General features: G+C 62.5%; 22 protein-coding genes, 1 tRNA gene and 1 riboswitch. Of the genes, 9 read left to right on the top strand and 14 right to left on the bottom strand.

The features are described 5' to 3' along the window. Positions 1-30 precede the first annotated feature (30 nt). From SM765_RS12405 to thiB, 3 genes are read right to left on the bottom strand one after another with little or no spacing between them, the layout of a single operon-like run. Positions 31-723, bottom strand: coding sequence for a thiamine ABC transporter ATP-binding protein (locus SM765_RS12405; RefSeq protein ID WP_274838091.1), 693 nt, complete (start codon positions 721-723; stop codon positions 31-33). Beyond that, entirely contained in the window at positions 710-2,266 is a 1,557-nt protein-coding gene (locus tag SM765_RS12400) for an ABC transporter permease family protein (RefSeq protein WP_274838092.1), read from the bottom strand. The genes SM765_RS12405 and SM765_RS12400 overlap by 14 nt, the downstream gene beginning before the upstream one ends. Next, the gene (thiB, locus tag SM765_RS12395) at positions 2,242-3,219 is read right to left on the bottom strand and encodes a thiamine ABC transporter substrate binding subunit (RefSeq protein WP_274838093.1); all 978 of its coding nucleotides are present in this window, start codon (positions 3,217-3,219) and stop codon (positions 2,242-2,244) included. The genes SM765_RS12400 and thiB overlap by 25 nt, the downstream gene beginning before the upstream one ends. 44 nt (positions 3,220-3,263) lie before the next feature. Beyond that, positions 3,264-3,360, bottom strand: a riboswitch (TPP riboswitch). Positions 3,361-3,540: 180 nt separating this feature from the next. Here thiB and aroC point away from each other — a divergent pair. Beyond that, on the top strand, positions 3,541-4,644 hold the full coding sequence (aroC, locus tag SM765_RS12390; RefSeq protein ID WP_274838094.1) for a chorismate synthase: 1,104 nt from the start codon (positions 3,541-3,543) through the stop codon (positions 4,642-4,644). Positions 4,645-4,657: 13 nt separating this feature from the next. Beyond that, positions 4,658-5,602 carry an AEC family transporter gene (locus tag SM765_RS12385; RefSeq protein ID WP_274838095.1) on the top strand — a complete coding sequence of 315 codons (945 nt, stop codon included), beginning with the start codon at positions 4,658-4,660 and terminating at the stop codon, positions 5,600-5,602. 265 nt (positions 5,603-5,867) lie between these two features. Here the strand turns inward: SM765_RS12385 and SM765_RS12380 are convergent, their stop codons facing one another. The 3 genes from SM765_RS12380 to SM765_RS12370 all read right to left on the bottom strand — a co-directional run bounded on the left by SM765_RS12380 (position 5,868) and on the right by SM765_RS12370 (position 8,527). Further along, on the bottom strand, positions 5,868-7,421 hold the full coding sequence (locus tag SM765_RS12380; protein WP_274835219.1) for a DUF427 domain-containing protein: 1,554 nt from the start codon (positions 7,419-7,421) through the stop codon (positions 5,868-5,870). Between the two features lie 139 nt (positions 7,422-7,560). Then, positions 7,561-8,262 carry a winged helix-turn-helix domain-containing protein gene (locus SM765_RS12375; RefSeq protein WP_065271902.1) on the bottom strand — a complete coding sequence of 234 codons (702 nt, stop codon included), beginning with the start codon at positions 8,260-8,262 and terminating at the stop codon, positions 7,561-7,563. After that, the gene (locus tag SM765_RS12370; RefSeq protein ID WP_274833117.1) at positions 8,234-8,527 is read right to left on the bottom strand and encodes a hypothetical protein; all 294 of its coding nucleotides are present in this window, start codon (positions 8,525-8,527) and stop codon (positions 8,234-8,236) included. Before SM765_RS12370 ends, SM765_RS12375 begins: the two co-directional genes overlap by 29 nt. 188 nt (positions 8,528-8,715) lie before the next feature. On the opposite strand from SM765_RS12370, the gene SM765_RS12365 reads away from it, so the two are divergent. The 5 genes from SM765_RS12365 (at position 8,716) to SM765_RS12345 (ending at position 14,529) form a co-directional block, all read left to right on the top strand. Further along, positions 8,716-9,249 (top strand): hypothetical protein, encoded by a 534-nt coding sequence (locus tag SM765_RS12365; protein WP_274839016.1) that lies wholly within the window; start codon positions 8,716-8,718, stop codon positions 9,247-9,249. A gap of 123 nt (positions 9,250-9,372) precedes the next feature. Further along, a complete protein-coding gene (rnhB, locus tag SM765_RS12360; protein ID WP_065271900.1) occupies positions 9,373-9,990 on the top strand; it encodes a ribonuclease HII in 618 nt (205 codons plus the stop codon). A gap of 110 nt (positions 9,991-10,100) precedes the next feature. After that, on the top strand, positions 10,101-11,204 hold the full coding sequence (locus tag SM765_RS12355) for a site-specific DNA-methyltransferase (RefSeq protein ID WP_065271899.1): 1,104 nt from the start codon (positions 10,101-10,103) through the stop codon (positions 11,202-11,204). 179 nt (positions 11,205-11,383) lie between these two features. Continuing rightward, the gene (locus SM765_RS12350; protein ID WP_425537310.1) at positions 11,384-12,781 is read left to right on the top strand and encodes an adenylate/guanylate cyclase domain-containing protein; all 1,398 of its coding nucleotides are present in this window, start codon (positions 11,384-11,386) and stop codon (positions 12,779-12,781) included. A gap of 260 nt (positions 12,782-13,041) precedes the next feature. After that, positions 13,042-14,529 carry a globin-coupled sensor protein gene (locus SM765_RS12345; protein WP_065271897.1) on the top strand — a complete coding sequence of 496 codons (1,488 nt, stop codon included), beginning with the start codon at positions 13,042-13,044 and terminating at the stop codon, positions 14,527-14,529. Positions 14,530-14,694: 165 nt separating this feature from the next. Here SM765_RS12345 and SM765_RS12340 read toward each other — a convergent pair. Further along, positions 14,695-14,771: transfer RNA gene (locus SM765_RS12340), tRNA-Arg, on the bottom strand. A gap of 158 nt (positions 14,772-14,929) precedes the next feature. Between SM765_RS12340 and SM765_RS12335 the strand changes: the two genes are divergently transcribed. Together SM765_RS12335 and SM765_RS12330 are read left to right on the top strand one after the other, a co-directional pair. Further along, positions 14,930-15,955: a LacI family DNA-binding transcriptional regulator gene (locus SM765_RS12335; RefSeq protein WP_065271896.1), complete on the top strand. Its 1,026-nt coding sequence runs from the start codon at positions 14,930-14,932 to the stop codon at positions 15,953-15,955. Beyond that, positions 15,955-17,169: a winged helix-turn-helix domain-containing protein gene (locus SM765_RS12330; protein ID WP_274838097.1), complete on the top strand. Its 1,215-nt coding sequence runs from the start codon at positions 15,955-15,957 to the stop codon at positions 17,167-17,169. Before SM765_RS12335 ends, SM765_RS12330 begins: the two co-directional genes overlap by 1 nt. A 25-nt stretch (positions 17,170-17,194) precedes the next feature. Here SM765_RS12330 and SM765_RS12325 read toward each other — a convergent pair whose 3' ends face one another. From SM765_RS12325 to SM765_RS12295, 7 genes are all read right to left on the bottom strand, one after another. Continuing rightward, a complete protein-coding gene (locus SM765_RS12325; RefSeq protein WP_274829912.1) occupies positions 17,195-18,112 on the bottom strand; it encodes a helix-turn-helix transcriptional regulator in 918 nt (305 codons plus the stop codon). Between the two features lie 144 nt (positions 18,113-18,256). Continuing rightward, positions 18,257-18,715: an acyl-CoA thioesterase gene (locus tag SM765_RS12320; protein WP_065271893.1), complete on the bottom strand. Its 459-nt coding sequence runs from the start codon at positions 18,713-18,715 to the stop codon at positions 18,257-18,259. Positions 18,716-18,734: 19 nt separating this feature from the next. After that, positions 18,735-19,940: a benzoyl-CoA 2,3-epoxidase subunit BoxA gene (gene boxA / locus SM765_RS12315; protein WP_274838098.1), complete on the bottom strand. Its 1,206-nt coding sequence runs from the start codon at positions 19,938-19,940 to the stop codon at positions 18,735-18,737. Then, on the bottom strand, positions 19,941-20,114 hold the full coding sequence (locus SM765_RS12310; protein WP_165832684.1) for a hypothetical protein: 174 nt from the start codon (positions 20,112-20,114) through the stop codon (positions 19,941-19,943). 85 nt (positions 20,115-20,199) lie between these two features. Further along, entirely contained in the window at positions 20,200-21,651 is a 1,452-nt protein-coding gene (gene boxB / locus SM765_RS12305) for a benzoyl-CoA 2,3-epoxidase subunit BoxB (protein WP_274835226.1), read from the bottom strand. A 51-nt stretch (positions 21,652-21,702) separates the two neighbouring features. Beyond that, positions 21,703-23,361 (bottom strand): 2,3-epoxybenzoyl-CoA dihydrolase, encoded by a 1,659-nt coding sequence (gene boxC / locus SM765_RS12300; RefSeq protein ID WP_274838099.1) that lies wholly within the window; start codon positions 23,359-23,361, stop codon positions 21,703-21,705. A 142-nt stretch (positions 23,362-23,503) separates the two neighbouring features. Next, the gene (locus tag SM765_RS12295; protein WP_065271889.1) at positions 23,504-23,959 is read right to left on the bottom strand and encodes a DUF309 domain-containing protein; all 456 of its coding nucleotides are present in this window, start codon (positions 23,957-23,959) and stop codon (positions 23,504-23,506) included.

Genomic DNA, 23,959 nt, shown 5'->3' with positions numbered 1-23,959 from the left:
CGGACGCTGAATTGCCCTTCTGAAAACAAACTACCCCAGATAAGCCTTCAAGGCAGGCGGCGGGTTGTCCAAAAGATCCGCCGTTGGCCGGGGCGGATGAGCCTGCCCCTCGGCCACCAGCACCACCTGATCGGCAATGCGCCGGGCGTCGCCGGGGTCATGGCTCACCATCAACAGCGTTGCGCCGCTCTCCGTTGCCAGTTCCGCCACCAGATCCAGCATCTCGGCCTTCAAGGCAGGACCCAGTGCCGCGAAGGGTTCATCCAGCAGCAGGATATCCCGCCCCTGCACCAGCACCCGCGCCAGCGCGACGCGGCTTTGCTGTCCGCCGGACAGGGCGGCAGGTTTGCGCGCCTCCATGCCTGAAAGACCGACTCGCTCCAGCGCCTGCGCGACGCGGGCGTGTTCGGCATCGCTCAGTCGCAGGTTCGGCTGCAGGCCCAGCCCGACGTTCTGCGCCGCAGTCAGATGCGGAAACAGATTGCCATCCTGAAACAGCATGGCGACCGGACGCTTGCCGGGCAATTGATCGCTGATATCGCTCTCTCCCCAGAGGATCCGCCCGCCGGAGAGGGGCAGAAACCCGGCGACGGCCTCGATGAGGGTGGTCTTGCCCGCGCCGGAAGGGCCGATGACCGCAACCCGCGCGCCGGGGGGAATCGCGAAATCAGCAGTCAGGATAAAGCCGCCATTGTCGATGCGGATATGTTCAAGCTTCAGCATGCCAGCGTCCTCCCCGGTCCAGGATCCAGAAGGCCCCCATCGACAGGCACAGCAGCACCAGCGCCGCGCCCGCTGCCGCCTGCATCTGGTAGGCGCCCATCAGCCGGTAGACCTGCAAGGGCAGGGTGGCGACCTCGGGATCGGCAAAAAGGGCGATGACTCCAAGATCCCCCATCGACAGCGCCGCCGCCAGCCCGGCGGCAAATCCGATCTGCGCCCGCATACGCGGCAGGACCACCCACAGGATAAAGGGTCGCCCGGTCATATCAAGAGAGAGCGCAAGCCGCCGGTGCCGGGTGATGACATCGCGGGCCGCCGGGATCAGGATCCGCATGGCAAAGGGCAGCGCCATCACCGCATTGACCAGCGCCGTCACTGGCAGCGCCAGCGCAAAGGGGCTGGCCACAGGATAGATCAGGATGAACAGCCCGGTGCCGATCACCAGCGGAGAGGCGGCAAGTCCCAGAAGTCCGGCGATCTCCATTGGCATTGGGCGCCCCAGCGCCGCCGCCAGCGCCATCGGCAGGGCCAACGCCAGCAGGATCAGGGTGCTGGCGCCTGCCACCAGGATTGAGGCCCCCGCGGCCTGCCAGACCGAGGCGGGCAGCGACAGCACTCCCGGCAGCCCTGACAGTACCACCGCCAGCAGCGGCAGGAGCAGGAACAGGGCGGCAAAGAGGATCCAGAAGCCATCAGAGCCGCGCGCCATGGCGCCGCGCCCGTCCCAGCGGCGCAGCATTCGGTCAAGCCCGCTGCCGAACCCTTCGCCCACCGGGGCGCGCAGGGCGATCATGGCCGCCAGCGCGGTCAGCAGCAATTGCACCGCCGACAACAGCGCCGCGCGGCCCAGATCGAAATCGAAACTGAAGGCCTGATAGATCGCCAGTTCAATGGTGGTTGCGCGGGGACCGCCGCCCAGCGTCAGCGCCACGGCAAAGCTGGAGAGGCAAATGGCAAAGACAACAGCCAGCGCGCCGGGCACCACCCGGGCCAGCATCGGTGCCTCCAAAAGCTGCCACATGGCGCGCGGACCTGCGTCCAGTTGTGCGGCCAGACGAAAACGTTCGGCGGGGATCTCCTGCCAGCCTTGCAGGATCAGCCGCGTTGCCAGCGGCAGGTTGAAAAAGACATGGGCCAGCACAACACCGTGCAGACCATAGATGCTGAGGGGTTCAAGTCCGAACAGTCCCAACGCATCGCTGACCCAGCCCGCGCGGCCAAAGACCGCGAGCAGGCCAAGGATGGCAACGATCACCGGCAGGATGAAGGGTGCGCCCAAAAGGGCGATCAGCAGGCTGCGCCCGGCAAAGCGCCGCCGCGCCAGCGCGCGGGCCACGGGCACCGCAAGGGCGACACTGAACAGCGCCGACAGGCCCGCCTGCAGCAGCGTGAACCGCACGGCCGCCCAATCGGCGGTGACCAGCCCGCGCCCGGGTTCGGCGCGCAAGGCAACCGCTGCCAGCGTGCCAAGGATCAGCGCCGCCACCAGCAGGGCGGCGCCATATCCCGCAGCCGGGCTTAGCGGCTGAGCGCGCCGCGCCATTCGTCCAGCGCCGCATCACGCACAGCCGCAGCCTGATCGGCGGGCAGCAGCAGCGATTTCTCCGGGGTGATCAGTGTCTCAAATCCCTTGGGCAGACCGTCTTCGGGTGTCACCGCCGGATACATCCAGTTGGTGGTGGGGATGACGGACTGAAAGGCATCCGAGACCATGAACTGAAGGAACTGATCGGCCAGCTCGGGCTGGTCGCTCGCGGCGAGTTTGCCGGCGACTTCGACCTGCATGTAGTGGCCTTCGTCAAACGACGCGGCCGCCTTGCTGGCGTCCTCTTCCGCGATCAGATGATAGGCGGGCGAGGTGGTATAGGAGAGCACCATGTCGGCCTCGCCCTCTAGGAACATGCCATAGGCCTCGGACCAGCCCTTGGTCACGGTGACGATATTGTCGGCAAGACCTTCCCAGATCGTAGGCGCCTCATCCCCGTAAGCGGCCTTCACCCACATCAACAGGCCCAGACCGGGGGTGGAGGAGCGCGGATCCTGGATCACGATCCGGGTGTCGCTGGCGGCCAGAGATTTGAAATCGCCCGGCACATCGGCATCCGCATTGTGGACAAAGGCGAAATAGCCCCAGTCATAAGGCACAAAGGTCGCGTCTTCCCAGGCGATGGGCAGATCGAACTCGGCGCTGACCGAATGATCCGCAAACAGGCCGCTGTCCTTGGCGGCGGCGGTGAGGTTGGTATCCAGCCCCAGCACCACATCGGCATCGGAACGGTCGCCTTCCAGCTTGATCCGCGCCAGCAGCGCGGCGCCATCGCCCGCGCCGACCAGTTTCAGATCGCAGCCGCAGACCTCCTCAAAGGCCTTCTCGACCGCAGGGCCGGGGCCCCAGTCCGAGACAAAGCTGTCGTAGGTGTAAACGGTCAATTCGGGCGTCTCGGCGAATGCCGCCGATGCGCCGAGCAGTCCCGCTGCAAAAACAGAATACTTCATGGCATCCTCCTTTGCGGCGATGGGCAAGGGTGGTGCCGTTGACGGGTCTTATCCATAACCTTCCCTCCGCCGGTGTTAGCCGGTTCAGGTTCAACGGGTGTGATCTCAGCGCCCTTGTGCGACGCACCCCGAGGTGAGCGGCAACCTAGGGCCCCGGGGCGGCAAAGACAAGGAAAGAGGGCGGCGGCGCGGATGTTTCGCGCGCGAAACAGGTGACCAGCGCCTTGCCGCAGCGTGCGCGGGACAGGCAACGCGGGCGCAATTGCACTTGAGCCACGCCCGCCCCGCCGCTAAGCACGGATCGCAAAGGAGACCGCCCCCATGTCGATGAACAGCTTTGGCCATCTTTTCCGCGTCACCACCTGGGGTGAAAGCCACGGTCCCGCGCTGGGCGCCACCGTCGATGGCTGCCCGCCAAACGTGCCGCTGGAGCCGGAGATGCTGCAGCAGTGGCTGGACAAGCGCCGCCCGGGTCAGAACAAGAACATGACCCAGCGCAACGAGCCGGATGCGGTGAAGATCCTGTCGGGTGTCTTTGAAGGAAAATCCACCGGCACGCCGATCCAGCTGATGATCGAGAACACCGACCAGCGCTCCAAGGATTACGGCGATATCGCCCAGACCTTCCGCCCCGGTCATGCCGACATCACCTATTACCAGAAATACGGCAACCGCGATTATCGCGGCGGCGGACGGTCCTCGGCGCGGGAAACGGCGGCGCGGGTTGCAGCGGGCGGTGTTGCCCGCGAGGCGATCAAGGCGCTGGCGCCGGGGCTTGAGATCAAGGGCTACATGGTTGCCATGGGCGAGATGGGCATCGACCGGGAACAGTTCGATTGGGAGGCCATCGATCAGAACGATTTCTGGATCCCCGATGCGGGCGCGGTGAAGGATTGGGAAGACTACCTGCAGGCGCTGCGCAAGGCGCATGATTCCGTCGGCGCGGTGATCGAGGTGGTGGCGCGCGGCGTGCCCGCCGGGATCGGCGCGCCGGTCTATGGCAAGCTGGACACCGATCTGGCGGCGGCGATGATGTCGATCAACGCGGTCAAGGGGGTGGAGATCGGTGAAGGCATGAATGCCGCGCGTCTTAAAGGTTCGGAAAACGCCGATGAGATCTTCATGGGCAACGATGGTCAGCCGGTCTATTCCAGCAACCATGCTGGTGGCATCCTGGGCGGGATTTCCACCGGCCAAGATGTTGTCGTGCGGTTCGCGGTAAAGCCGACCTCGTCGATCCTGACGCCGCGCCAGTCGATCCGCAAGGATGGCAGCCCAGCCGAGGTGATCACCAAGGGCCGCCATGACCCCTGTGTTGGTATCCGCGCGGTGCCGGTGGCCGAGGCGATGATGGCCTGCGTGATCCTGGATCACCTGATGCTGCACCGCGGACAGATCGGCGAGAACCAGGGGAAGATCGGCTAGGGGCCACAGAGCCATGGGCGCGATCCTGTCGATCACCTTTCCGATCTATGCGGCGCTGGGCCTTGGCTACGGGATCGTCTGGAAAGGCTGGTTCACCCCAGAGGATATGCGCCGGTTCGGGGCCTATGTGCTGAACATCGCCCTACCGGCGCTGATCTTTTCCGCCGTGGCAGCGCGCAACCCTGCCGAAGTGTTCCAGCCCGGATATGTGCTGGCCTATGGTCTGGGCGGGGTCGCGACCATCGCGGTTTCCTTCGTGCTGTTCACCCTGCGCGGCGTGGATCCGCGTCGCCGGGCGCTGGGCGTGATGGGATCGACCTGTCCCAACAACGGCTTTGTCGGCTATCCGATCATGCTACTGACCTTTCCGGATCTGGCCGGGGTGATCCTGGCGCTGAACCTGCTGGTCGAGAACCTGATCCTGATCCCCACGTGCCTGCTCTTGATGGAACTGGCGGGCAGCACGCCGGGCCAGCCTCTGCTACCGAAACTGCGCGGTATCCTGTGGAACATGGCGAAGATGCCGATGCTGATTGCGTTGGCGTTGGGGCTTTTGGTTTCGGCCTCTGGGTTTGCGCTGCCGGGGCCGTTCCTGCGTTTTGTCGATATGCTGGCGGCCTCGGCCGGGGCGCTGTCGCTGGTGGTGATCGGTGGATCGCTGGTGGGGCTGCCGATGCACGGCAACCGCAGTCTTGCGGCGCAGATCGCGGCGAGCAAGCTGCTGTTGCACCCGGCGCTGGTGGCGGGCGTGGCGGCGGTGCTGCTGTGGGCGGGTCTGGTGACGCTGCCGGAAGAGTTGCACAGCGCGGTGATCCTGTCGGCGGCGATGCCGATGTTTGGGATCTACACGGTGCTGGCCCAGCGGCAGGGGTTGGAGGGCGCGGCGAGCCTCGCTATGCTGACCGCCACGAGCCTCGCCTTTGTGACGCTGACCGCTCTGTTGTGGCTGCTGGTTTGATCTAAGTCTTTGGGGCAGGCGGAATACTCCCGCGCCCGCAGGGGGTCGGCTGCGCCAGCCCCCTTTGTGCGTCCTTGGGCCGGGCGCTGTCCTTTGGACAGCGCAAGTGAATCTGCTGAGAGGTCCATTGAGGGGCAGATCTGCCCTCAACGGACCTACACAAGGATCATACCCTCTGGCGCTGCCTCAAGGGTGAACCGCGCTGGCGCGCGGCCGCAGTGCGGCCCTTGACCCATCGCCAGAGAGTGGGGGCCGGAAGGGCAGGTCAGGAAGTGGGGATCGCGTAGCTGTTCACCGGGCGGGAGACATTGTGTAGTTCGACCTCGCCCAGGGGGATGGCATTGGAGGGGTCTTTGAGTACATCGGCGCTGACCACGATCTGGTGACCTTGCGTCTTGCCATATTCACCCAAGCGGGCGGCGACGTTGGCGGCGCGTCCGATGACGGTGAAATCGAGCCGTTCCTGCGAGCCGACGTTGCCATAGGTGACCGAACCATAGGCGAGGCCGGTGGCGCATTGCAGTGCCGCCAGCCCGGTGTCGCGCGCCAGTTCCGGCAGTGCATCGACGATGGCGCGGGCCGAGGCCAGTGCCTGGCTGCGGGCGCGGTAGCTTTTTTGTGGATCGGCGGGGAAGACCGCCAGCACCGCGTCGCCGATGAATTTCAGCACCTCGCCACCGTTGTCATGCACGATTGTAGAGGCGGTTTCAAAGAAGCCATTCAGCAGCTGGATATAGGCATCGCGGCCCAGATCCTCTTCGAGCCGGGTGGAATTGCGCAGGTCGCAGAACATGATGGCGGCGTCGATCTCATCCCCGTCGCCGCGGCGGATTTCGCCGCCCAGCACCCGCGCGCCGGAGCGTTTGCCGACATAGGTTTCCAGCAGCGATTGCGCGTTTTCGCGCTGCATGAAGACCTCGTAATAGCGGGCGATGACGGCGCTGCATTCAAATATCAGGCCCAGATTGGCGGTGGTGAACCCGTCGGGGTGATCGCTGGCCACGGTCATCACGTTGATGCGCCCGTCCGAGAACGGCAGCGGCATGGCTACGTAATCGGTGGCGCCTTCGCTGCGCAGGTCCTGAAGGATCGGGAAGGCATCGTCGGGCAGATCGCGGTGCAGCCGGTGGCGCACACCGCCAAGCCCCTGCGAGACGTGGCGCAGGGGGCTGTTCTGATACTGCGGTTTGCTGAGGAGGTCATAGCTGGGTGCGGTGACGATGATCTCTGGGGAGCGGCGTTTCCAGACGTAGTTCTTGCCCGCGATCATCGGGTGCAGGGACCAGGCCAGCACCGACAGCCGGGCCAGTTGCACGCCCTGTTCGCGCAGCTTTTCCGCCAGCGCCTCGGTAAAGCTTTCGGGAGTGTTCAGCATTGCCGCTTCGCGCAGCAGCCAGTCGATCAGCGGGCCGGAGATATTGCCGGAATCAGGCGGGGTGAGCATGTTCTCCCCCAGATCCAGCTGTGTTTCATCATCCTGCACGAAACCCACATGGCCGGTGATCCCGGCAGCTTCGGGCAGGGTGTTCTCGTAGATCCAGACCGCATTGTCGACGCGCTCGTCCTCAAGCTTCAGATCGTGATAGCAGGCGGTGCCTTTGAACGGGCAGAAGGTTTGCAGCGCCACCCGTTCGGAGAGGGGCACCAACACATCGTCGCGCGGGAAATAGACGGTGGGCGGCAGGCGGGTTTCATACATCACCTTTGCCGCGCTGCTTTCGGCGAGAAGGACACCGTTGCGGAACACCCGCACCGGACCGCTGAGCGGTTCGACCAGAATGCCGTATCCCCGGGCGGGGGGCTTAACGTGCACATTCATCCGGGCTGTCCTTTTTAAAAACCGATCTTTGGAGTTGGTCCTATATGGGGCGGGCTCTGCCGGGTTTCCAGATGCGAAACCGGCAGATGCCGCACAGGTGATGTGCAGGTTGCGCACGATGTCGGTGCTCTGTCGCGCATTATACCATGCGGATGACATCCTTGCTGATGGCGAGCACATAGCCGCGTTTGGCGATGTTCTTGACCAGAAGCTCACTTATCATCTGGTTGCCAAGGGTATCGCGTAGGCGTTTGATCCGGGTGGCGCCGGCGGCCTCGTCACAATCGCTGCTGTGACGGCCGGAAATCACTGCTTCGATTTCAGCGCCCGACAGGACGTCATCATCCATCCGCGCCTCGGCCAGGGCCGCGAGGGTCTCCATCGCTGCCGGGGTCAGGCGGAACCCCATGCTGTTAAGATAGACGGTGTTTTCCTCGCGGCTGATCAGCAGCTCGTTGACCTGAATGCCGGCGCGTTCGATCTGCGCCATGCGCCGGTTCAGAAGCAGCAGCATGGTCAGCACCACCAGCGCCGCCAGCATCATCGCGGCGGCAAAGACCAGCAGCACAAAGATCACCATACGGTAGCTGGCCAGCGTATCGGCAAAGGCGGTGCCGGACTGGGCGAGAATCTCCAGCAGCTTGATCTCGGCCTGGGTTGTCAGATCGTTTTCCACAAAGACCCGTTCGACACGGGCGTTAAAGGCGTTGGCATCGGGCAGGGTCAGCAGCAGCCAGGTCCCGGCAATCGCCAGCAGCGCCACGATGGCGACGATACCAAACGCGACCACCCGCCCGCCCGCGGCGCGCATTTCAGAAACGGAGGTAATAGGAGCCCGCATTGGCCTTCCTTTGTTGCAGGCCTTCGGGTCCAAAGACCGACAGCACGTTCAAGAGGGTCCATCCGGCAGGCGCCAGACGGGCCGTGATTTCCTTGCGGGCCGGGCCCTTCTTGCAGGGGCCGGACAGCTGGATGACGCCATAATGCAGTTTCAGCGGGTTGTCCTGCTTGGCCTTGTAATCGGCATAGCAATCGGCGGCCTGCGCCTGCGGTGCGCCCGCAGTCAGGGCCAGAGCCAGGAGGGGGATCAGGAGCATGTGTTTCATGACGCAACCCTGCGCCCGAACGCGCCGATATTCAATAACAACAGCGTCTTGGCGGGGCTGATATCCGATATCAGGGGGGCGTTATTGCCTGTCCGGCGGCAGCAAAGCCAGGGTTGGATCACCGGCTTCTGGCCACGATGAAACATTCAACGACATGCCGCCCTGCGCCCCTGATGAAAGGCTTTGATATGACCTACTCCGCTTCCACCCGCCGCTGCCCACAGGGCAAATCCCACCGCAAGTTCATTGCGTTGATTCTGTCGCTGTCGCTGGCCATCACCGGTATCTCCGCCGCGCCTGCCCGTGCCGACGAAGACGTGGCAAAGGTGCTGGCAGGGGTGGCTCTGCTTGGCATTCTGGGCGCGGCGATCAATGATGCGCGGCACCAGGACCGTTACACTGCACCGGTGACCACGCCGCCGCACGGACACGGGTATCCTCAGCACGGCGCGCACCCCCACCACGGTCGTCCGCATCACGGGTCGCGCCCGCTGCCGCCCCGGGTTGCGCGTTATGACCTTCCGGCGCAATGCGTGCGCTATTTCCCCCGCTACAGCCGCAGCCATACCTTGGTCGGGGAGAACTGCCTGAAGCGCCAATACCGGTACGAATCGGCGCTGCCGCAGGTCTGCCGGGTGACCTTCTGGAACGGGCACAAGCATCGCAGCGGTTACAAGCCGACCTGCCTGCAGAACCGAGGTTACCGGTTGGTGCGCCGGTGACGGGCAGGGCGGTGATATTTCCGCAACAGTAAGAGGCGATTTCAGAGGGGCATTGCCCCTCTTTTTCCTTTGGTCGGGCGTGACGGGATTGCAAAACTGCGCTGGTTTGGGTCTCTCGGATCCATGGACCAGCCAGATTACAGCCTTGAAGACGCCGCCCGCGCCCGCGGGTCCCTGATCATCGCCGGAGTGGATGAGGTGGGCCGGGGGCCATTGGCCGGACCGGTCACGGCAGCAGCCGTCATACTGACCCCTGAATGCATTCCCGAGGGGCTGAATGATTCCAAGAAACTGAGCCCGAAAAAACGCCAGGCGGTGGAGCAGGCGATCTTTGACAATGGGGTGGTTGCGATTGCCCATGCCACCGTTGAAGAGATTGATTCCCTTAATATTCTCCGCGCCTCGCATCTGGCGATGGAACGCGCCGTGGCAGCTCTGAACCCGCAGCCGGATTACCTGCTGATCGACGGGAACATGATCCCCAACGGGCTACAGATTCCGGCTGAAGCGGTGGTCAAGGGAGACGGCAAATCACTGTCGATCGCGGCGGCCTCGATCGTGGCCAAAGAGGCCCGGGATCGGATCATGGTGGATTTAGCGCAACAGTTTCCAGGATATGGATGGGAGAAAAACGCAGGCTACCCGTCGAAACAGCACCGCACGGCGCTGGAGGAATTGGGCGTCACCCCACATCATCGGAGATCCTTCAAGCCGGTCCACAAGATATTGTATCAAGAGTGAACCGTAGACTGCTGTTCTAAAAAACAAATTGACCTCGAATCCCGGATGACTCATCCTGTGGATAACCAAAATGAGCGCAAAAATGCGCCGTGGTTATTGAGGCAGAGCAAATGAACAAAACCATGACGAAGGGCGCCGCGGCGCTCCCTCTAAACGCGATTCTTGGTGGCAATTGCATCGAGGTCATGGCCGGACTCCCGGCAAATTCCGTCGATCTGATCTTCGCGGACCCCCCTTATAACCTGCAGCTGAAGGGACAGCTTCATCGCCCCGACAACAGCAAGGTCGATGCTGTCGATGATCACTGGGATCAGTTCGACAGTTTCAAGGTCTATGACGATTTCACCCGCGCCTGGCTGCGCGAGGCGCGCCGGATCCTGAAGCCGAACGGCTCGATCTGGGTGATTGGCTCGTACCACAACATCTTCCGGGTCGGATCGGCGCTGCAGGACGAGGGCTACTGGATCCTGAATGATGTGATCTGGCGCAAGTCCAACCCGATGCCGAACTTCCGTGGCAAGCGCTATACCAACGCCCACGAGACGATGATCTGGGCGTCGAAGTCGGAAGGCGCAAAATACACCTTCAACTACGAGGCGCTGAAGGCCCTCAACGAAGGCATCCAGATGCGCAGCGACTGGGTGCTGCCGATCTGCACCGGGCATGAGCGTCTGAAGAACGAGAATGGCGACAAGGCGCATCCGACGCAAAAGCCGGAATCGCTGCTGCACCGCATCCTGGTCGGCTCGACCAACCCGGGTGACGTGGTGCTTGATCCCTTCTTTGGCACTGGTACCACCGGTGCCGTGGCCAAGATGCTGGGCCGCGAGTTCATCGGGATCGAACAGGAAGAGGCCTACCGCGAGGTGGCAGCAAAACGCATCAAGGCAGTGCGCAAGTTCGACCGTGAAGCCCTGCAGGTCTCGGCCAGCAAACGCGCGGAACCGCGTGTTCCCTTTGGCCAACTGGTCGAACGCGGCATGCTGCGCCCCGGCGAAGAGCTGTTCTCGATGAACCAGCGCCACAAGGCCAAGGTGCGTGCCGATGGCACGCTGGTCGGCGGCGAGGTCAAAGGCTCGATCCATCAGGTCGGCGCCGCGCTGGAAGGCGCACCGTCCTGCAATGGATGGACCTACTGGTGCTTCCGCCGCGATGGCAAAACCGTTCCGATCGATGTTCTGCGTCAGCAGATCCGCGCGGAAATGCAGGCCTGATCTAACCTAGAAAACCAAACAACACCGCTGGTGTCTGTGCCCCGACCTTTGGTCAGGGGGGCGGGCACCTCACCTTGCCCCGCCGATCTGGCGGGGCTTTTTTGGTTCTACCTGCGGGATAGGGGGTGCGTCCCGCCGGGGTGATGCCTATGGTCGGATCGGGAACGAAGGAACGGACGATGGCGGATACGGCTCTGGGTGCGGCGCAGCAGATGCGCGCCGCTGAGACGGTCAATGCGGCGGATCCCGTGGGGGACAGCCAATACGCAGCGGCGGCGCTGGAGGCGCACAAGCGCGAGGGTCTGGAACTCGCGGTGCGGGCGCGCTGGATTGCGATGGCTGTCATCTCGGTCTTTCTGGTTGCCGTCAGCCCGACCTGGGATGTGCTTTATTACCACGGCATTCTGCTGCTGCTGTGCCTCAACGGCTGGCTGATCCAGCGCTATGGGCAGGTGGGGCGTTCCCGGGTTGAGCTGTTGCTGATCTTCATGGACCTCTTGATCATGACGGTGGGCATGGTGGCGCCGAATCCCTTCAGCCCCAGTGATCTGCCGCTGGCGATGCAGTACAGGATCGACAACTTCCTCTATTTCTTTGTGATCCTGGCGGGTGGGACACTGGCGTTTTCCTGGCGCACGGTGATCGCGATCGGGGTCTGGACCTCTGCGATGTGGGCCGCTGGACTGGGCCTGGCGTGGTGGTTCGCGGACCCATTTCCAGAACTGACCGCCGCCACGCAGGCCGCTTTTGGTCCCGGCACCGAATTGGCGGCGATCATGGATCCGAACAGTTTCAACATTCCCCTGCGCATTCAGGAGATCTTTGTCTTTCTTCTGGTGGCGGTGACGCTGGGGATTTCCGCGCGCCGGTTCAGCCGGTTGCTGATGGACAACGCGGGGCTTGAACGCGAACGGGCCAACCTGTCGCGTTATTTCTCGCCCAATGTGGTGGACCAGCTGTCGCAGAACGACGATCCGTTGAAGCAGGTGCGCAGCCAGGATGTGGGCGTGTTGTTCATCGACATCGTCGGCTTTACCCGGATGAGCGCGGGACAGGATCCCCACCGGGTGATCGAGTTGCTGCGGGCCTTTCATGCCCGGATGGAGCGCGAGGTTTTCCGTCATCGGGGGACGCTCGATAAATATCTGGGTGATGGGCTGATGGCGACCTTTGGTACCCCGATGGCTGGACCGCAGGATGCCACCGATACGCTGGCCTGCGCCATTGCGATGCAAGAGGCGCTGGCGGATTGGAACCGCGACCGGCGCCGCCGGGGAGAGCCGGAAATCTGCGCCGGTATCGGCATTCACTATGGCGAGACCGTGCTGGGGGATATCGGTGCGAACCGGCTGGAATATGCGGTGATCGGGACTGCGGTCAACGTGGCGGCACGGCTCGAAGAAATGACCCGCAGACTGCAGGCGCAGATCGTGATGAGTGATGATTTGCGCGGGCAGGTCATGGCCGAGGGGCAGGCGCCGGAGCTTTTGAATGATTTCACCTGTCACGACGGACAGGATATCCGCGGTCTGGATCAGTCCATGCGCGTCTGGAGCGTGACCGCGACCTGTGGCTGACTCGGTCAAGCCATGCCAGCAGAGAATAGCGTTTCAGGGCATTTTCGAACCGTTTAATGCGGACCCTTGGCGTAAGGCGGGGTGCATGCGGTATGCTGCTCTCTTTTTTAGATTTCAATAATCGAATTTATGGTGAATTAAAATCATTTCACCGCAAAGGTTTAGGTCGGTATTCTTGTAACTTTCACGCACGTCTTTAACTAGTCATCAAATGCTGCAAGGCAGAAAGATCTCAAGTTTAACAAGGGTACGGGCGTCACATGTCATCCACAGATCATCAGAGTTTTTTCCAGTGGTTTTCTCTTGATACCGATAGCAAGGATCTGATCGCCCAGACCGAAAAACTGCTCGTGCCACACCTCGGCCGGGTGCTGGAGCGGTTTTATGATCGCGTGCTGGAACGCGAGGAAACCCGCCGTTTCTTTGCCGATGACAAGGTGGTTGCCCACGCCAAAGCGGCCCAGAAGGCGCATTGGCAGCGGCTGTTCTCGGGGCGGTTCGATCAGGAGTATTTTGATTCCGCTGCTCGGGTCGGCAGGGTCCACTACGAGTTGCGCCTGCCTTTCATTCAGTATCTCGGCGGCTATTCCTCGGCCGGGGCTGATATGATGGATATTCTCGTCCGCAAGCGGATGACCAGCCGGGCGGTGCTGTCAAAACAGGTACAACTGGTGAACCGGTTGATGATGGCCGATTGCGAGCGGGTAATCGCCTCGTATTTCGAGGCGCAGCATGCCGAACACAGCAAGGCACTGGACGTGCTGACCACCGGTATTTTCGAGCTGGAGAAGGGCAACCTGACCAGGCCGATCCGACAAGAAGACGGGATTCCGGCGCGGTTCGACGGGATCCGAGAATCTTACAACAATCTGCTCGGCCGCTGGTCTGGGATCATTTCCGATGCCACAACACGCGCCAATTCGGTTGCCGACAAAATCAGCTCAACCTCGGAGCTGACACGGGAAATGGCAGAGCGCGCTGAACAGCAGGCGGCCACCCTGGAAGAGGCCGTCGCCGCCGTCAGCCATGTCTCCGCTGGCACCACCGAGGCCACCCATATGGTCGAGAAGGCCAGTCGACACTCGGACTTGAACCGCAAGGATGCCGAAGAAGGCGGTCTTGTGGTGGAGAGGGCCATCGAAGCGATGGAACGTATCGAAACGTCCTCGTCTAAAATCGCCAAAATCGTAGATGTGATCGAGGATATCAGTTTTCAGACCAACCTTCTGGCGCTGAACGCCGGGGTCGAGGCGGCTCGGGCCGGAGAGGCCGGGCGCGGATTTGCCGTGGTCGCCTCCGAGGTGCGCTCGCTTGCGGCGCGGGCGTCGGATTCCGCGAACGAGATCAAGGCCCTGATTGCCGAAAGCTCGATCCACGTCAACGATGGCAGCGATCTGGTTCGCGCCACGGGGCAAAGCCTGTCTGGCATTCGTCAAGGCGTGATCGACGTCTCGCAGCTGATGTCGGAAATCTCCGGGGTAATCTCTCGTCAATCGCTCAGCCTGCAGGAAATCGACAGCAGCATGAGCGATCTGGGCCAGACCACGCTGGATAACGCCACCCGGGCGGGTGCGGTTTATGAAACCACCTCGAAGCTTGCCGAGGATTCGGGCCGACTGAAGACCAGCATGGATGGGTTCAGCACGCTTGGGCTTCATGCGGTGGGCGGAGCCGAGGGCCGGATGGACCAGGAGTTTGAAGCCTACCTAGCCAATTCAGTAGACGGCACCGAAGCCAACGCCGCCTGAAAACCGGGGGCGCGGGCACGACCTGTCCGCCGCTGACACTGGTCGGTGGCGGTGCCTGGTCTGACATGTTGCCAACGCGAAACGGCAGAACATGGGCAACCGAATACGGCGCCTTTCCAGTTCTGTGACCCGGACCCCAAACCTGATCTTCCAATAGTTGATCACTGGCGACCCCGGCAGGATTCGAACCTGCAACCTGCCCCTTAGGAGGGGGCTGCTCTATCCAGTTGAGCCACGGGGCCGCGCGTTTCAGGCGATAGCAAATCACATCTGCCATCACAATGCTATGTGGCTGCATGGTCGTATTTTTCAGATCCGGCAGGTCGGCCTGGTTGCCATTGTGTTGTCATCGCCGTCTGCGCTAACATCGCTCAGGAAACAATCAAAGAGGTCCACGCCCGTGACCACCGACAACAAGCGCCCGCTCACCCTTCGTGATGTCTCGGAAGCCACAGGTGTTTCGGAGATGACCGTCAGCCGGGTGCTGCGCAACCGGGGCGACGTGTCGGAGAAGACCCGTACCAAGGTCCTGACCGCGGCCAAGGAACTGGGCTATGTGCCCAACAAGATCGCCGGGGCGCTGGCCTCGAAACGGGTCAATCTGGTGGCGGTGATCATCCCCTCGTTGTCGAACATGGTCTTTCCCGAGGTGTTGACCGGGGTGAACAAGGTGCTGGAAAACACCGAGTTGCAGCCAGTCGTCGGGGTAACAGACTATCAGCCGGAAAAAGAGGAAAAGGTCCTTTACGAGATGCTGTCCTGGCGGCCCTCGGGGGTGATCATCGCCGGGCTGGAACATACCGAGGCGGCGCGCGCCATGCTCAATGCTTCGGGCATTCCGGTGGTCGAGATCATGGACACCGATGGCAAGCCGGTGGATGCCATGGTCGGGATTTCCCACCGCCGTGCGGGCAGCGAGATGGCCAAGGCGATCCTCAAAGCCGGCTACCGTCACATCGGCTTCATGGGCACCAAGATGCCGCTGGACCACCGCGCCCGCAAACGCTTCGAAGGCTTTACCGAGGCGCTGGCCAAGGAAGGCGTCGAGATCGAAGATCGCGCCTTCTATTCTGGCGGCTCGGCGCTCGCCAAGGGGCGCGAGATGACGGCGGAAATGCTGGAACGCTCTCCGGATCTGGATTTCCTTTATTATTCCAATGACATGATCGGGGCCGGTGGGTTGCTGTATCTGCTGGAGCAGGGCATCGACGTGCCGGGGCAGATTGGTCTTGCGGGCTTCAACGGGGTTGAACTGTTGCAGGGGCTGCCGCGCAAGCTGGCCACCATGGATGCCTGCCGTCAGGAAATCGGGCGCAAGGCGGCGGAGATCATTGCCGCGCAGCTGGAAGATCCCGACGCCGAGATCGAACGCCACGTGACCCTGACCCCGACCATCGCTTATGGCGATACGCTGAAACGGCGCTGATGGCACGGGCACGGCTGGGCAACCGGGCGGCGCGACGGCTGTTCTTGGACCGGCACGCGCTGCTGGAGGCGCCGAGCGGCCCGTCGAAGGGCGCTGACCTGCTGGATCTGATCACGCGGCTCGGGTTTGTGCAGCTCGACAGTATCAATACCGTCGCGCGCGCGCATGATGTGATCCTCTATTCCCGCAGGCCCAGCTATCGCCCCGCCTATCTGAAACGGCTGTACGAGGCGGATCGGGGACTGTTCGAACACTGGACCCATGATGCCGCGGTGATCCCGATGGCCTATTACACCCATTGGCATCTCAGGTTTCAGCGCGATGCCGATCTGCTGCGCAGCCGCTGGCGCAACTGGCGGCGGGACGGGTTCGAGGCGCAGTTTGCCACCGTGCTGGAACATATCCGCGATCACGGGGCGATCAGCTCATCGGATATCGGCAAGGACGAGAAGAAGGGATCGGGCGGCTGGTGGGACTGGCATCCCTCCAAGACCGCGCTGGAATACCTCTGGCGGTCTGGCGCGCTGACGGTGGTCGGGCGCGAGGGGTTTCAGAAACGCTATGACCTGACCGAGCGGGTGATTGACGAACACCTGCACCCGGACGCCGCGCCTGTGGATGTGGCGGCGACGGTCGACTGGCTGTGCAATGGCGCGATGGATCGGTTGGGTTTTGCCACCTCGGGCGAACTCGCTGCCTTCTGGGATACTGCCTCGGCCACTGAGGCAAGGGACTGGGCAGCGGCGCAGCTGCAATCTGGCGCCCTTGAGGAGGTCGAGATCGAACAAGCCGATGGTGGCTGGCGCCGGGTGCTGGCGCGCCCGGGGACAGTGGAACAGGCCGAGGCGTTGGGTCCGGCGCCGGGGCGGATGCGGGTGCTGAGCCCCTTTGACCCGGCCCTGCGCGATCGCAAGCGGGCCGAACGCCTGTTCGGCTTTCACTATCGGATCGAGGTCTTCACCCCCGCACCCAAGCGCAAATACGGTTACTACGTCTTCCCGCTGATGGAGCGGGAGCGTCTGGTGGGGCGGATCGACATGAAAGCGGATCGCGGCGCGGGGCAGCTGAATATCACTGCCGTCTGGCCCGAGCGCGGGGTCAGCTGGTCAGCGCCGCGTATCGGCAGGCTGGAGGCGGAACTGGACAGGGTGGCGCGCTTCGCCGGGCTGCAAAACGTTGCCTTCGCCGGTGATTGGTTGCGCGACCCGTTGTGAGACAAGCCTGCGGATGCAATCCGGATCAGCCGGTAAAGCCGCGCTCCCGGACCATGGTGATCAGGCTGGCCAGCGACTGATCCACGGTCTGATCCGAGGTGTCCAGTTGTGCCAGCGACCTGCCATACAGGGCCTCGCGGCTGGTCAGGATCGAGCGGAGCTGTTCCATCGCCTCGGGGTTGCCCGCCATCGGGCGTTCATCGCCCTGCGCCCGCACCCGCGCCATATGTTCATCGGGCCGGGCCTTGATCCAGATGGTGTGAAAATGCGCCAGAACGTTGGTGTAGGTCTCCGGTTCGGCGACGATGCCGCCCGCGACTGCCAGGATCAGGCTGTCATGGGTTGCGATGATGCGGTTGATCGCCTGCGCCTCCAGTTGGCGGTAGCCTTCCTGGCCGTAAAGCGCCATCAGTTCGGACACCGGCATGCCGGACTGGCTTTCGATTTCGCTGTTGAGCTCGACAAAGGGAATGCCCAGCTCTTTGCCCGCCATGCTGCCAAGGGTCGATTTGCCTGCACCGCGCAGACCCACCAGACAGACGCGCCCGGCGCGCTGGGTTTCCGGCGTCTGCGGCGCCAAGAGGTCCAGAACCGCCTGCTGGATGCTGCTGGTGGCGCCGCGATAAAGATCCGCCACCCGCACCGCGTCCGAGGTCCAGGGATCCTCTTCGCCGATCAGCCATTCGATGCGGTGATCCAGTGCCACGGCCACCCGTTGCAAGAGGCCGATGGAGATATTGCCCTCTCCGGCCTCCAGCTGCGCCAGATAGCGCGGCGACACACCCGAACGGTCCGATAGAACCCGGCGCGGAATACCCTTGCGCTCGCGTGCCTTGCGGACCCGTTCCCCCACGCGTGAAATCAGGGCGGGAACGACCTGGTCGATCTCGCTTTTGTCCTGCGCGGGCCGGGTTTCGCCCCGGAAATTGGTGATCTCACTCATGCGGCGCCGATATATGAAACATAATGCACAAACTTAAGGCGCTGCCGCATCCGGTTCAAATGAAAACCGGTACGGGCGCGGCTGCGGAGTGCATTATCTTGCGGGACCCCACGTCAGTGGGGCGCGGGAGCGGGGAATGGGAACCTAGGCCGGGCGCAACCGGGGTTCGACCACGGCGCGGTAATCCGGGGGTGCCGCCTTGGCGGTGAAATTGGTCGGATCGATAAAGACGCAGGTAAAGGTGCCTTCGAAACACAAAACACCGTCCTGCCGTGCATCCACCCGGAAGGTGATCGATTTGGTGCCGAGCTTGCAGGGCCAGACCTCGCACATCAGCCGGTGGCGCGGGGTCACCGGCGAGCGGAAATCGATGTTCATGTTCACGAAGGGGGTGCCGGTGCCGCGGTCCAGTTCCATCTGGAACCAGCCATCGCCATCCAGGTTATGTTCCCACCAGGCATCGATCGCCTCCAGCGCAAAGGCGGGCAGGCGGCCGGTATAGGCGATCTTGGCCGGATCGCAGTCGCCCCAACCGACGCGGATTTCGTGCACGAAGTTCTCCGTCCCGGCGTCCTGTCCGGCGGGGGCGATCTGGTCTGTCATCTGGGTTTTGTCCTGCGGCTCAATAGGTTTCGACGTGGTAACGTCCGTCGGTGCGCATCTTATCGCGCAGTTCGGCCCAGTTCAAACCATGGGAGCGGGCAATATCACGCAAGGCTTCTTCGACGCCTTGCTCCATTGCTTTCAGCCCGCAGATGTAGATATGGCCCGCCGGGTTCTGCATCAGCGCGGCAACCCGGTCGGATGCCTCGCGCAGACGGTCCTGCACGTATTGCTTGGGCGCGTCCTCCTGCCGGGAAAAGGCAAAGAGCTTGGTCATGAACGTATCGGGGATCTTTTTTAGCGGGCCGAAGTAGGGCAGCTCACCCGGGCGGCGGGCGCCAAAGATCAGGGTCATCTTGCCGGTCTCATGAGGTGCCTCACGCAGGCGGCGCATGGTGAAGGCGCGGAAGGGGGCCGAGCCGGTGCCGGTGCAGATCATCATGATGTCGGCAGTCGGGTCCGAGGGCAGCAGGAAGGTGGCGCCGAAGGGCCCCGTCACCTGTACCTCGTCGCCCGCAGCGAGGTCGCAGACATAGTTGGAGCACAGGCCCTGTTCCTCGCGTTTCACGGTCAGCGAGATGTTGTGATAGCCGGGGCGTTCGCCGTCGCGCGGGCTGGACACGGAATAAAGTCGCGGCAGATGCGGTTTGCCTTCGGCGTCGGTGCCGGGGGGGATGATACCGATGCTTTGGCCTTCGAGAACCGGAAAGGGCAGGCCCGCCGGATCAAGAATGATGTGCCGTACATCGCTGTCGCTGTCCTTGTCGGTCAGCCGGTAATTGCCCTGTACCTTGACCCGGGCCGGTTTGCCGGGGGTGTACATGTTGATCACCGGCTTGCTGGCGCTCGCGGGGGCGGTTGCCTTGCCGCCCGCGCCGGCATGGGCATCGGCCAGCAGCGCAGCAACGGCATCGTCCATCGCCTCGACATCACCTTCGGCAGCGTCGCCGCCGGAAATCTCTTCCTGCTCGGGCAGTTCCATCCATTCGAACTGCTCATCCACCGAATAGGGGGTGTTCACCACCCGCCATTCGTCGATTGAACCGGTCGGGCAGACCGGGATGCAATCCATGCAAAAATTGCATTTCTCCGCGTCGACCACGACGTTCATGTCGTCATGCTCGATCGCCTCTTCGGGGCAGGTCATTTCGCAGGTGTAGCAGCGGATGCAGATCTCGGGATCGATCAGATGCTGTTTCAGCGGCGCGGTGGGGGCGTTGGTCATTCAGCTTCTCGGCGCTTTTTTGAGGATCGCATCGGGCACGGTCAGCGCATCGATCAACTCGCGACACATGCCGACACAGTCGGAACAGCCCACACAGGGGCCTTTGAGGCCATTGATCTGAACCGACACACGGTTGGCATTGGGCGTTTCAGCTTGGCTGCGGGTGATGTCCATCTGGGGATCCTCCGGTCTGGCTGTTGAATTCCGGCGCCTGCCGGTCAGTGTGACAGGCGCCGGCAAAGAGAGGGTTAAACCCTGCTTATGCCATGTGCAGTTTCACGTATTCGAAATCGCCCGGCTTGTTGTCGATGCCGACCTTGGGCGGCGAAATCCAGCTGGCGTATTTGCCCGGCTCGTAGATCGGTTTCATCAGCGACTGGATAAAGGCACCGTCTTCCTTGTTGGGCAGCCAGTCCTTGACCTTGGCATCCCACTGCTCTTGCGAGATGATGTTGCCTTCGGGGTCGCAGCGCACTGCGGAGAATACGCCGATCTGGCGGTGAAAGCCTTCGTGCGGCAGCTTCATCTCGAATTCGATGCCGTGCTTTTCGATGATCTTGTTCCAGCGGCCCACGCCACCTGCAGCGTCTTTGACGTAATCGTCGCGCAGACGCATGTTGATCGCGGTCAGGGCGGGGACCTCTTCGGCGACGATCTGACCATCCTTGACGGTGCGTACCACGTAGGTGTCGTTGGTCAGCTTGTGGTCGTCTTTCAGGCGCATTTCCATGTAACGCCCCTTGATGCCCGAGTTGAAGGCATTGGCGGCGTTGGTGGAGACTTCCTGGCCAAAGAGATCAAGTGACAGCGTGTAGTGCAGGTTCAGCTTTTTCTGGATGGTGGGCAGGTCAATGACACCCAGGTCGCGGATCTTGTTGATGTCATAGGGGTCGGTGATCCCGGCCTTGTTCATCGCTTCGCAGGTGGCCTGAATGGTCCGGCCCACACCGGTTTCGCCCACGAACATGTGGTGCGCCTCTTCGGTCAGCATGAAGCGGCAGGTGCGCGACAGCGGGTCAAAGCCCGATTGTGCCAGCGATTCCAGCTGCATCTTGCCGTCGCGGTCGGTGAAATAAGTGAACATGAAGAAGGACAGCCAGTCCGGTGTTTCCTCGTTAAAGGCACCCAGCATCCGCGGCGCCTCTTCGGAGCCGGAGGAGCGGATCAGCAGCTCGTTCGCTTCTTCGCGACCATCGCGGCCAAAGTATTTCTGCAGCAGGTAGACCATCGCCCAGAGATGGCGGCCTTCCTCGACGTTGACCTGGAACAGGTTGCGCATGTCATAGAGCGACGGCGCGGTGAGGCCCAGGAACCGCTGCTGCTCGACCGAGCCCGGCTCGGTATCGCCCTGAATGACGATCAGGCGCTTTAGCATGTTGCGGTATTCGCCCGGAACCTCCTGCCAAGCAGGTTCGCCATAGTGTTCGCCCATCGGGATGGTGCGGCCTTCGACCTGCGGCGCCAGCAGCACGCCCCAGCGGTATTCCGGCATCTTCACGTAGTCGAATTTGGCCCAGCCTTTGGGGTCGACCGAAACCGCGGTGCGCAGGTAGACCATCGATTCCTGAAAGTTCTGCGGGATCAGGTCGTTCCACCAGTTGATGTAACCGGGGTGCCATTTTTCCAGCGCTTTCAGAACCTTCTTATCGCTGGACAGGCCAACGTTGTTGGGAATCTGGGTGTCATAGCTGACATTGATGAGATCAAGCATATCGTTCCTCCGTCACGCGGCGCCGCCTTGGGCTACCGCTGTATTTCCTGGTTACACGCGTTCCATGTTGTATTCGCCGCGCTGGCCGGTGCCGTAGCGCTGCAGGGCGCCATCGCTGCCCACCGCGTTGGGGCGCTGGAAGATCCAGTTCTGCCAGGCGGTCAGGCGGCCAAAGATACGGGTTTCCATCGTTTCCGGCCCGGCAAAGCGCAGGTTGGCCTCCATGCCGGTCATCGCATCGGGGCTGAAGCTGGCGCGTTCCTCAAGGAAGATGCGCACCTCGTCCTCCCAGTCGATATCGTCAAAGGCATAGGTCACAAGGCCCAGCTCTTCGGCCTGATCGGCCTCAAGCGGCTCACCGATATGATCGCGCAGCGCCTCGACCGACTCGGGGGTGCCGAGGAACCGGGTCTGAAGCCGCGTCAGGTCGTTGCCCATCGGATAGGTGCCAAAGTTCCCTTCGCTGAGCGTGATGGCGGCCAGCGGGCGATTGTCGCCTTCGAATTCCTCCAGCATCATGTAGGAGCGGTCGACGGCCCACAGCAGTTCCGCCAGCGGCCCGGCAAAGCAGGAGCCGTGTTCGACCACGGCCACCAGCGAGCGCGAGGTCATGTCGACGCGTTTCAGCAGGCGCTTCCAGTACATCAGGATTTCATTGGCCAGCCAGTGATCGCGGTTGTTCAGCAGTAGCGCCTCATGCGCCAGCAGTTTTTCGGCGTCACCTTGGGTCTGGAACACCACGGTGCCGACTTCGCGTTCATTGAGGCGCAGATGCAGAATGGCATCGTCCAGCTCGCGCGCCAGACGCAGCAGGTAGGTCTGATCGCCTTCGGCGTGGAGCGCAGCGGTATCTGCCGGGGCATCGCCATCGGGGCCTTTCAGGGTCACGGTGGCACGGCCGCCTTTGCGGTCGATTTCGACCTCGACCAGCGTATAGGTGATCGAATCTTCGCCAAAGCTGCGGGTGATCGGACCCAGGGTGATACCGGTCAGCCCGTCTGCCTTACTGCTGGCAGCAGCAAATTCCTGGGCGCGTTGGGCAACGGTGTCGGCGAATTTCGAATTCGGTACCACCTCATCCACCAGACGCCAGTCAACGGCGCGCTGGCCTTTGACGCCTTCTTCGACCGAGCAGAAGATATCGGCCAGATCGCGGCGCACCTTGCGTTTGTCGGTGACGCGGGTCAGCCCGCCGGTGCCGGGCAGAACCGCCAGCAGCGGCACTTCGGGCAGGGCGACAGAGGAGGCGCTGTCATTGGTCAGCATGATGTAGTTGCAGGCGAGGGCCAGTTCATAGCCACCACCGGCGCAGGCGCCCTGAACGGCGGCAATGTATTTCTGACCCGAATCCGCTTCGGCGGCCTCGTAGGTGTTGCGGGTCTCGTTGGTGAATTTACAGAAGTTCACCTTGTGGGCGTGGCTGGCGCCGCCCAGCATACGGATATTGGCGCCAGCGCAGAATACCTTGTCCTTGCCCGAGCGCATGATCACCACCTTGACCTCGGGGTGTTCGAACCGCATCCGCTGCACGACGTCGGACAGCTCGATGTCGACGCCCAGATCGTAGGAATTGAGCTTCAGCTGGTAGCCGTCGAACAGCCCGCCGTCTTCGTCCACATCCATGTAGAGGTTTGCGATGGGGCCATCATACTCCACCCGCCAGTGGCGATACTTCGAAGGGTCGGTTTGAAAATCGATTGCCTGGGGCATGTCGCGCTCCTGAGTTCTGTTGTGAGTAACCTACCGCAGCTTTGCAGGCTGGCAAAGGAAAAGATGCATAATAATGCCTTCTTTCGGCATAATAATGCAGAATATTGCGGTGTGATTGCGGAATATCCGCTTTGAAAATGCATTATAGTGCACTTTTTGTGGTGTTCTCGGTCTGGCGGCGAAGGTCCAGCAGCTGCGCCCGAATCTGATCCTCCTGCAGGTCTGCGGTGATCCACAGCGCCCCTGGCAGGTCGGTCATCTGCGCGTCGGCGATATCGCAGAGCCGCTGCACCGCGCGCGGGCGCTGCATCTTCTGCTTCAGCGCTGCATTCGCGAGCTGGATCATCCCCTGCACTAGTCGTCGTTCGGCCGAGGGATCAGGCAGGGCCATCCAGACCGCTTCCCAGACCTCATGTGCTTCCCAGAAATAACCGGTCCGGAAATACTGACATCCGGCACGCCAGGCGTCTGACGCGAAAACAGCCCCAAGGGGCTGTTCCGGTCTTGCTGTCTCGCAGATCGCATCGAAGGTGCCTTCCGGATGCCGGGGCGTCTGGCCCGGGATATGGGCGTGCGGCGGATCCGGAAAACGGGCCAT

The organism is Pseudophaeobacter sp. 1A09344 (assembly GCF_041008745.1).
Lineage (GTDB): Bacteria > Pseudomonadota > Alphaproteobacteria > Rhodobacterales > Rhodobacteraceae > Phycobacter > Phycobacter gallaeciensis_A.
This window is presented reverse-complemented; position numbering and strand designations above follow the sequence as displayed.

Excerpts from the sequence above, each read along its gene's own strand:
- SM765_RS12295 (WP_065271889.1), bottom strand. The coding sequence starts at position 23,959 with ATGGCCCGTTTTCCGGATCCGCCGCACGCCCATATCCCGGGCCAGACG.
- boxC (WP_274838099.1), bottom strand. The coding sequence starts at position 23,361 with ATGCCCCAGGCAATCGATTTTCAAACCGACCCTTCGAAGTATCGCCAC.
- thiB (WP_274838093.1), bottom strand. The coding sequence starts at position 3,219 with ATGAAGTATTCTGTTTTTGCAGCGGGACTGCTCGGCGCATCGGCGGCA.
- SM765_RS12400 (WP_274838092.1), bottom strand. The coding sequence starts at position 2,266 with ATGGCGCGGCGCGCTCAGCCGCTAAGCCCGGCTGCGGGATATGGCGCC.
- SM765_RS12370 (WP_274833117.1), bottom strand. The coding sequence starts at position 8,527 with ATGAAACACATGCTCCTGATCCCCCTCCTGGCTCTGGCCCTGACTGCG.
- SM765_RS12350 (WP_425537310.1), top strand. The coding sequence starts at position 11,384 with ATGGCGGATACGGCTCTGGGTGCGGCGCAGCAGATGCGCGCCGCTGAG.
- SM765_RS12380 (WP_274835219.1), bottom strand. The coding sequence starts at position 7,421 with ATGAATGTGCACGTTAAGCCCCCCGCCCGGGGATACGGCATTCTGGTC.
- SM765_RS12385 (WP_274838095.1), top strand. The coding sequence starts at position 4,658 with ATGGGCGCGATCCTGTCGATCACCTTTCCGATCTATGCGGCGCTGGGC.
- SM765_RS12330 (WP_274838097.1), top strand. The coding sequence starts at position 15,955 with ATGGCACGGGCACGGCTGGGCAACCGGGCGGCGCGACGGCTGTTCTTG.
- rnhB (WP_065271900.1), top strand. The coding sequence starts at position 9,373 with ATGGACCAGCCAGATTACAGCCTTGAAGACGCCGCCCGCGCCCGCGGG.
- SM765_RS12405 (WP_274838091.1), bottom strand. The coding sequence starts at position 723 with ATGCTGAAGCTTGAACATATCCGCATCGACAATGGCGGCTTTATCCTG.
- SM765_RS12345 (WP_065271897.1), top strand. The coding sequence starts at position 13,042 with ATGTCATCCACAGATCATCAGAGTTTTTTCCAGTGGTTTTCTCTTGAT.
- SM765_RS12365 (WP_274839016.1), top strand. The coding sequence starts at position 8,716 with ATGACCTACTCCGCTTCCACCCGCCGCTGCCCACAGGGCAAATCCCAC.
- boxA (WP_274838098.1), bottom strand. The coding sequence starts at position 19,940 with ATGACCAACGCCCCCACCGCGCCGCTGAAACAGCATCTGATCGATCCC.
- SM765_RS12310 (WP_165832684.1), bottom strand. The coding sequence starts at position 20,114 with ATGGACATCACCCGCAGCCAAGCTGAAACGCCCAATGCCAACCGTGTG.
- SM765_RS12375 (WP_065271902.1), bottom strand. The coding sequence starts at position 8,262 with ATGCGGGCTCCTATTACCTCCGTTTCTGAAATGCGCGCCGCGGGCGGG.
- aroC (WP_274838094.1), top strand. The coding sequence starts at position 3,541 with ATGTCGATGAACAGCTTTGGCCATCTTTTCCGCGTCACCACCTGGGGT.
- boxB (WP_274835226.1), bottom strand. The coding sequence starts at position 21,651 with ATGCTTGATCTCATCAATGTCAGCTATGACACCCAGATTCCCAACAAC.
- SM765_RS12325 (WP_274829912.1), bottom strand. The coding sequence starts at position 18,112 with ATGAGTGAGATCACCAATTTCCGGGGCGAAACCCGGCCCGCGCAGGAC.
- SM765_RS12320 (WP_065271893.1), bottom strand. The coding sequence starts at position 18,715 with ATGACAGACCAGATCGCCCCCGCCGGACAGGACGCCGGGACGGAGAAC.
- SM765_RS12355 (WP_065271899.1), top strand. The coding sequence starts at position 10,101 with ATGAACAAAACCATGACGAAGGGCGCCGCGGCGCTCCCTCTAAACGCG.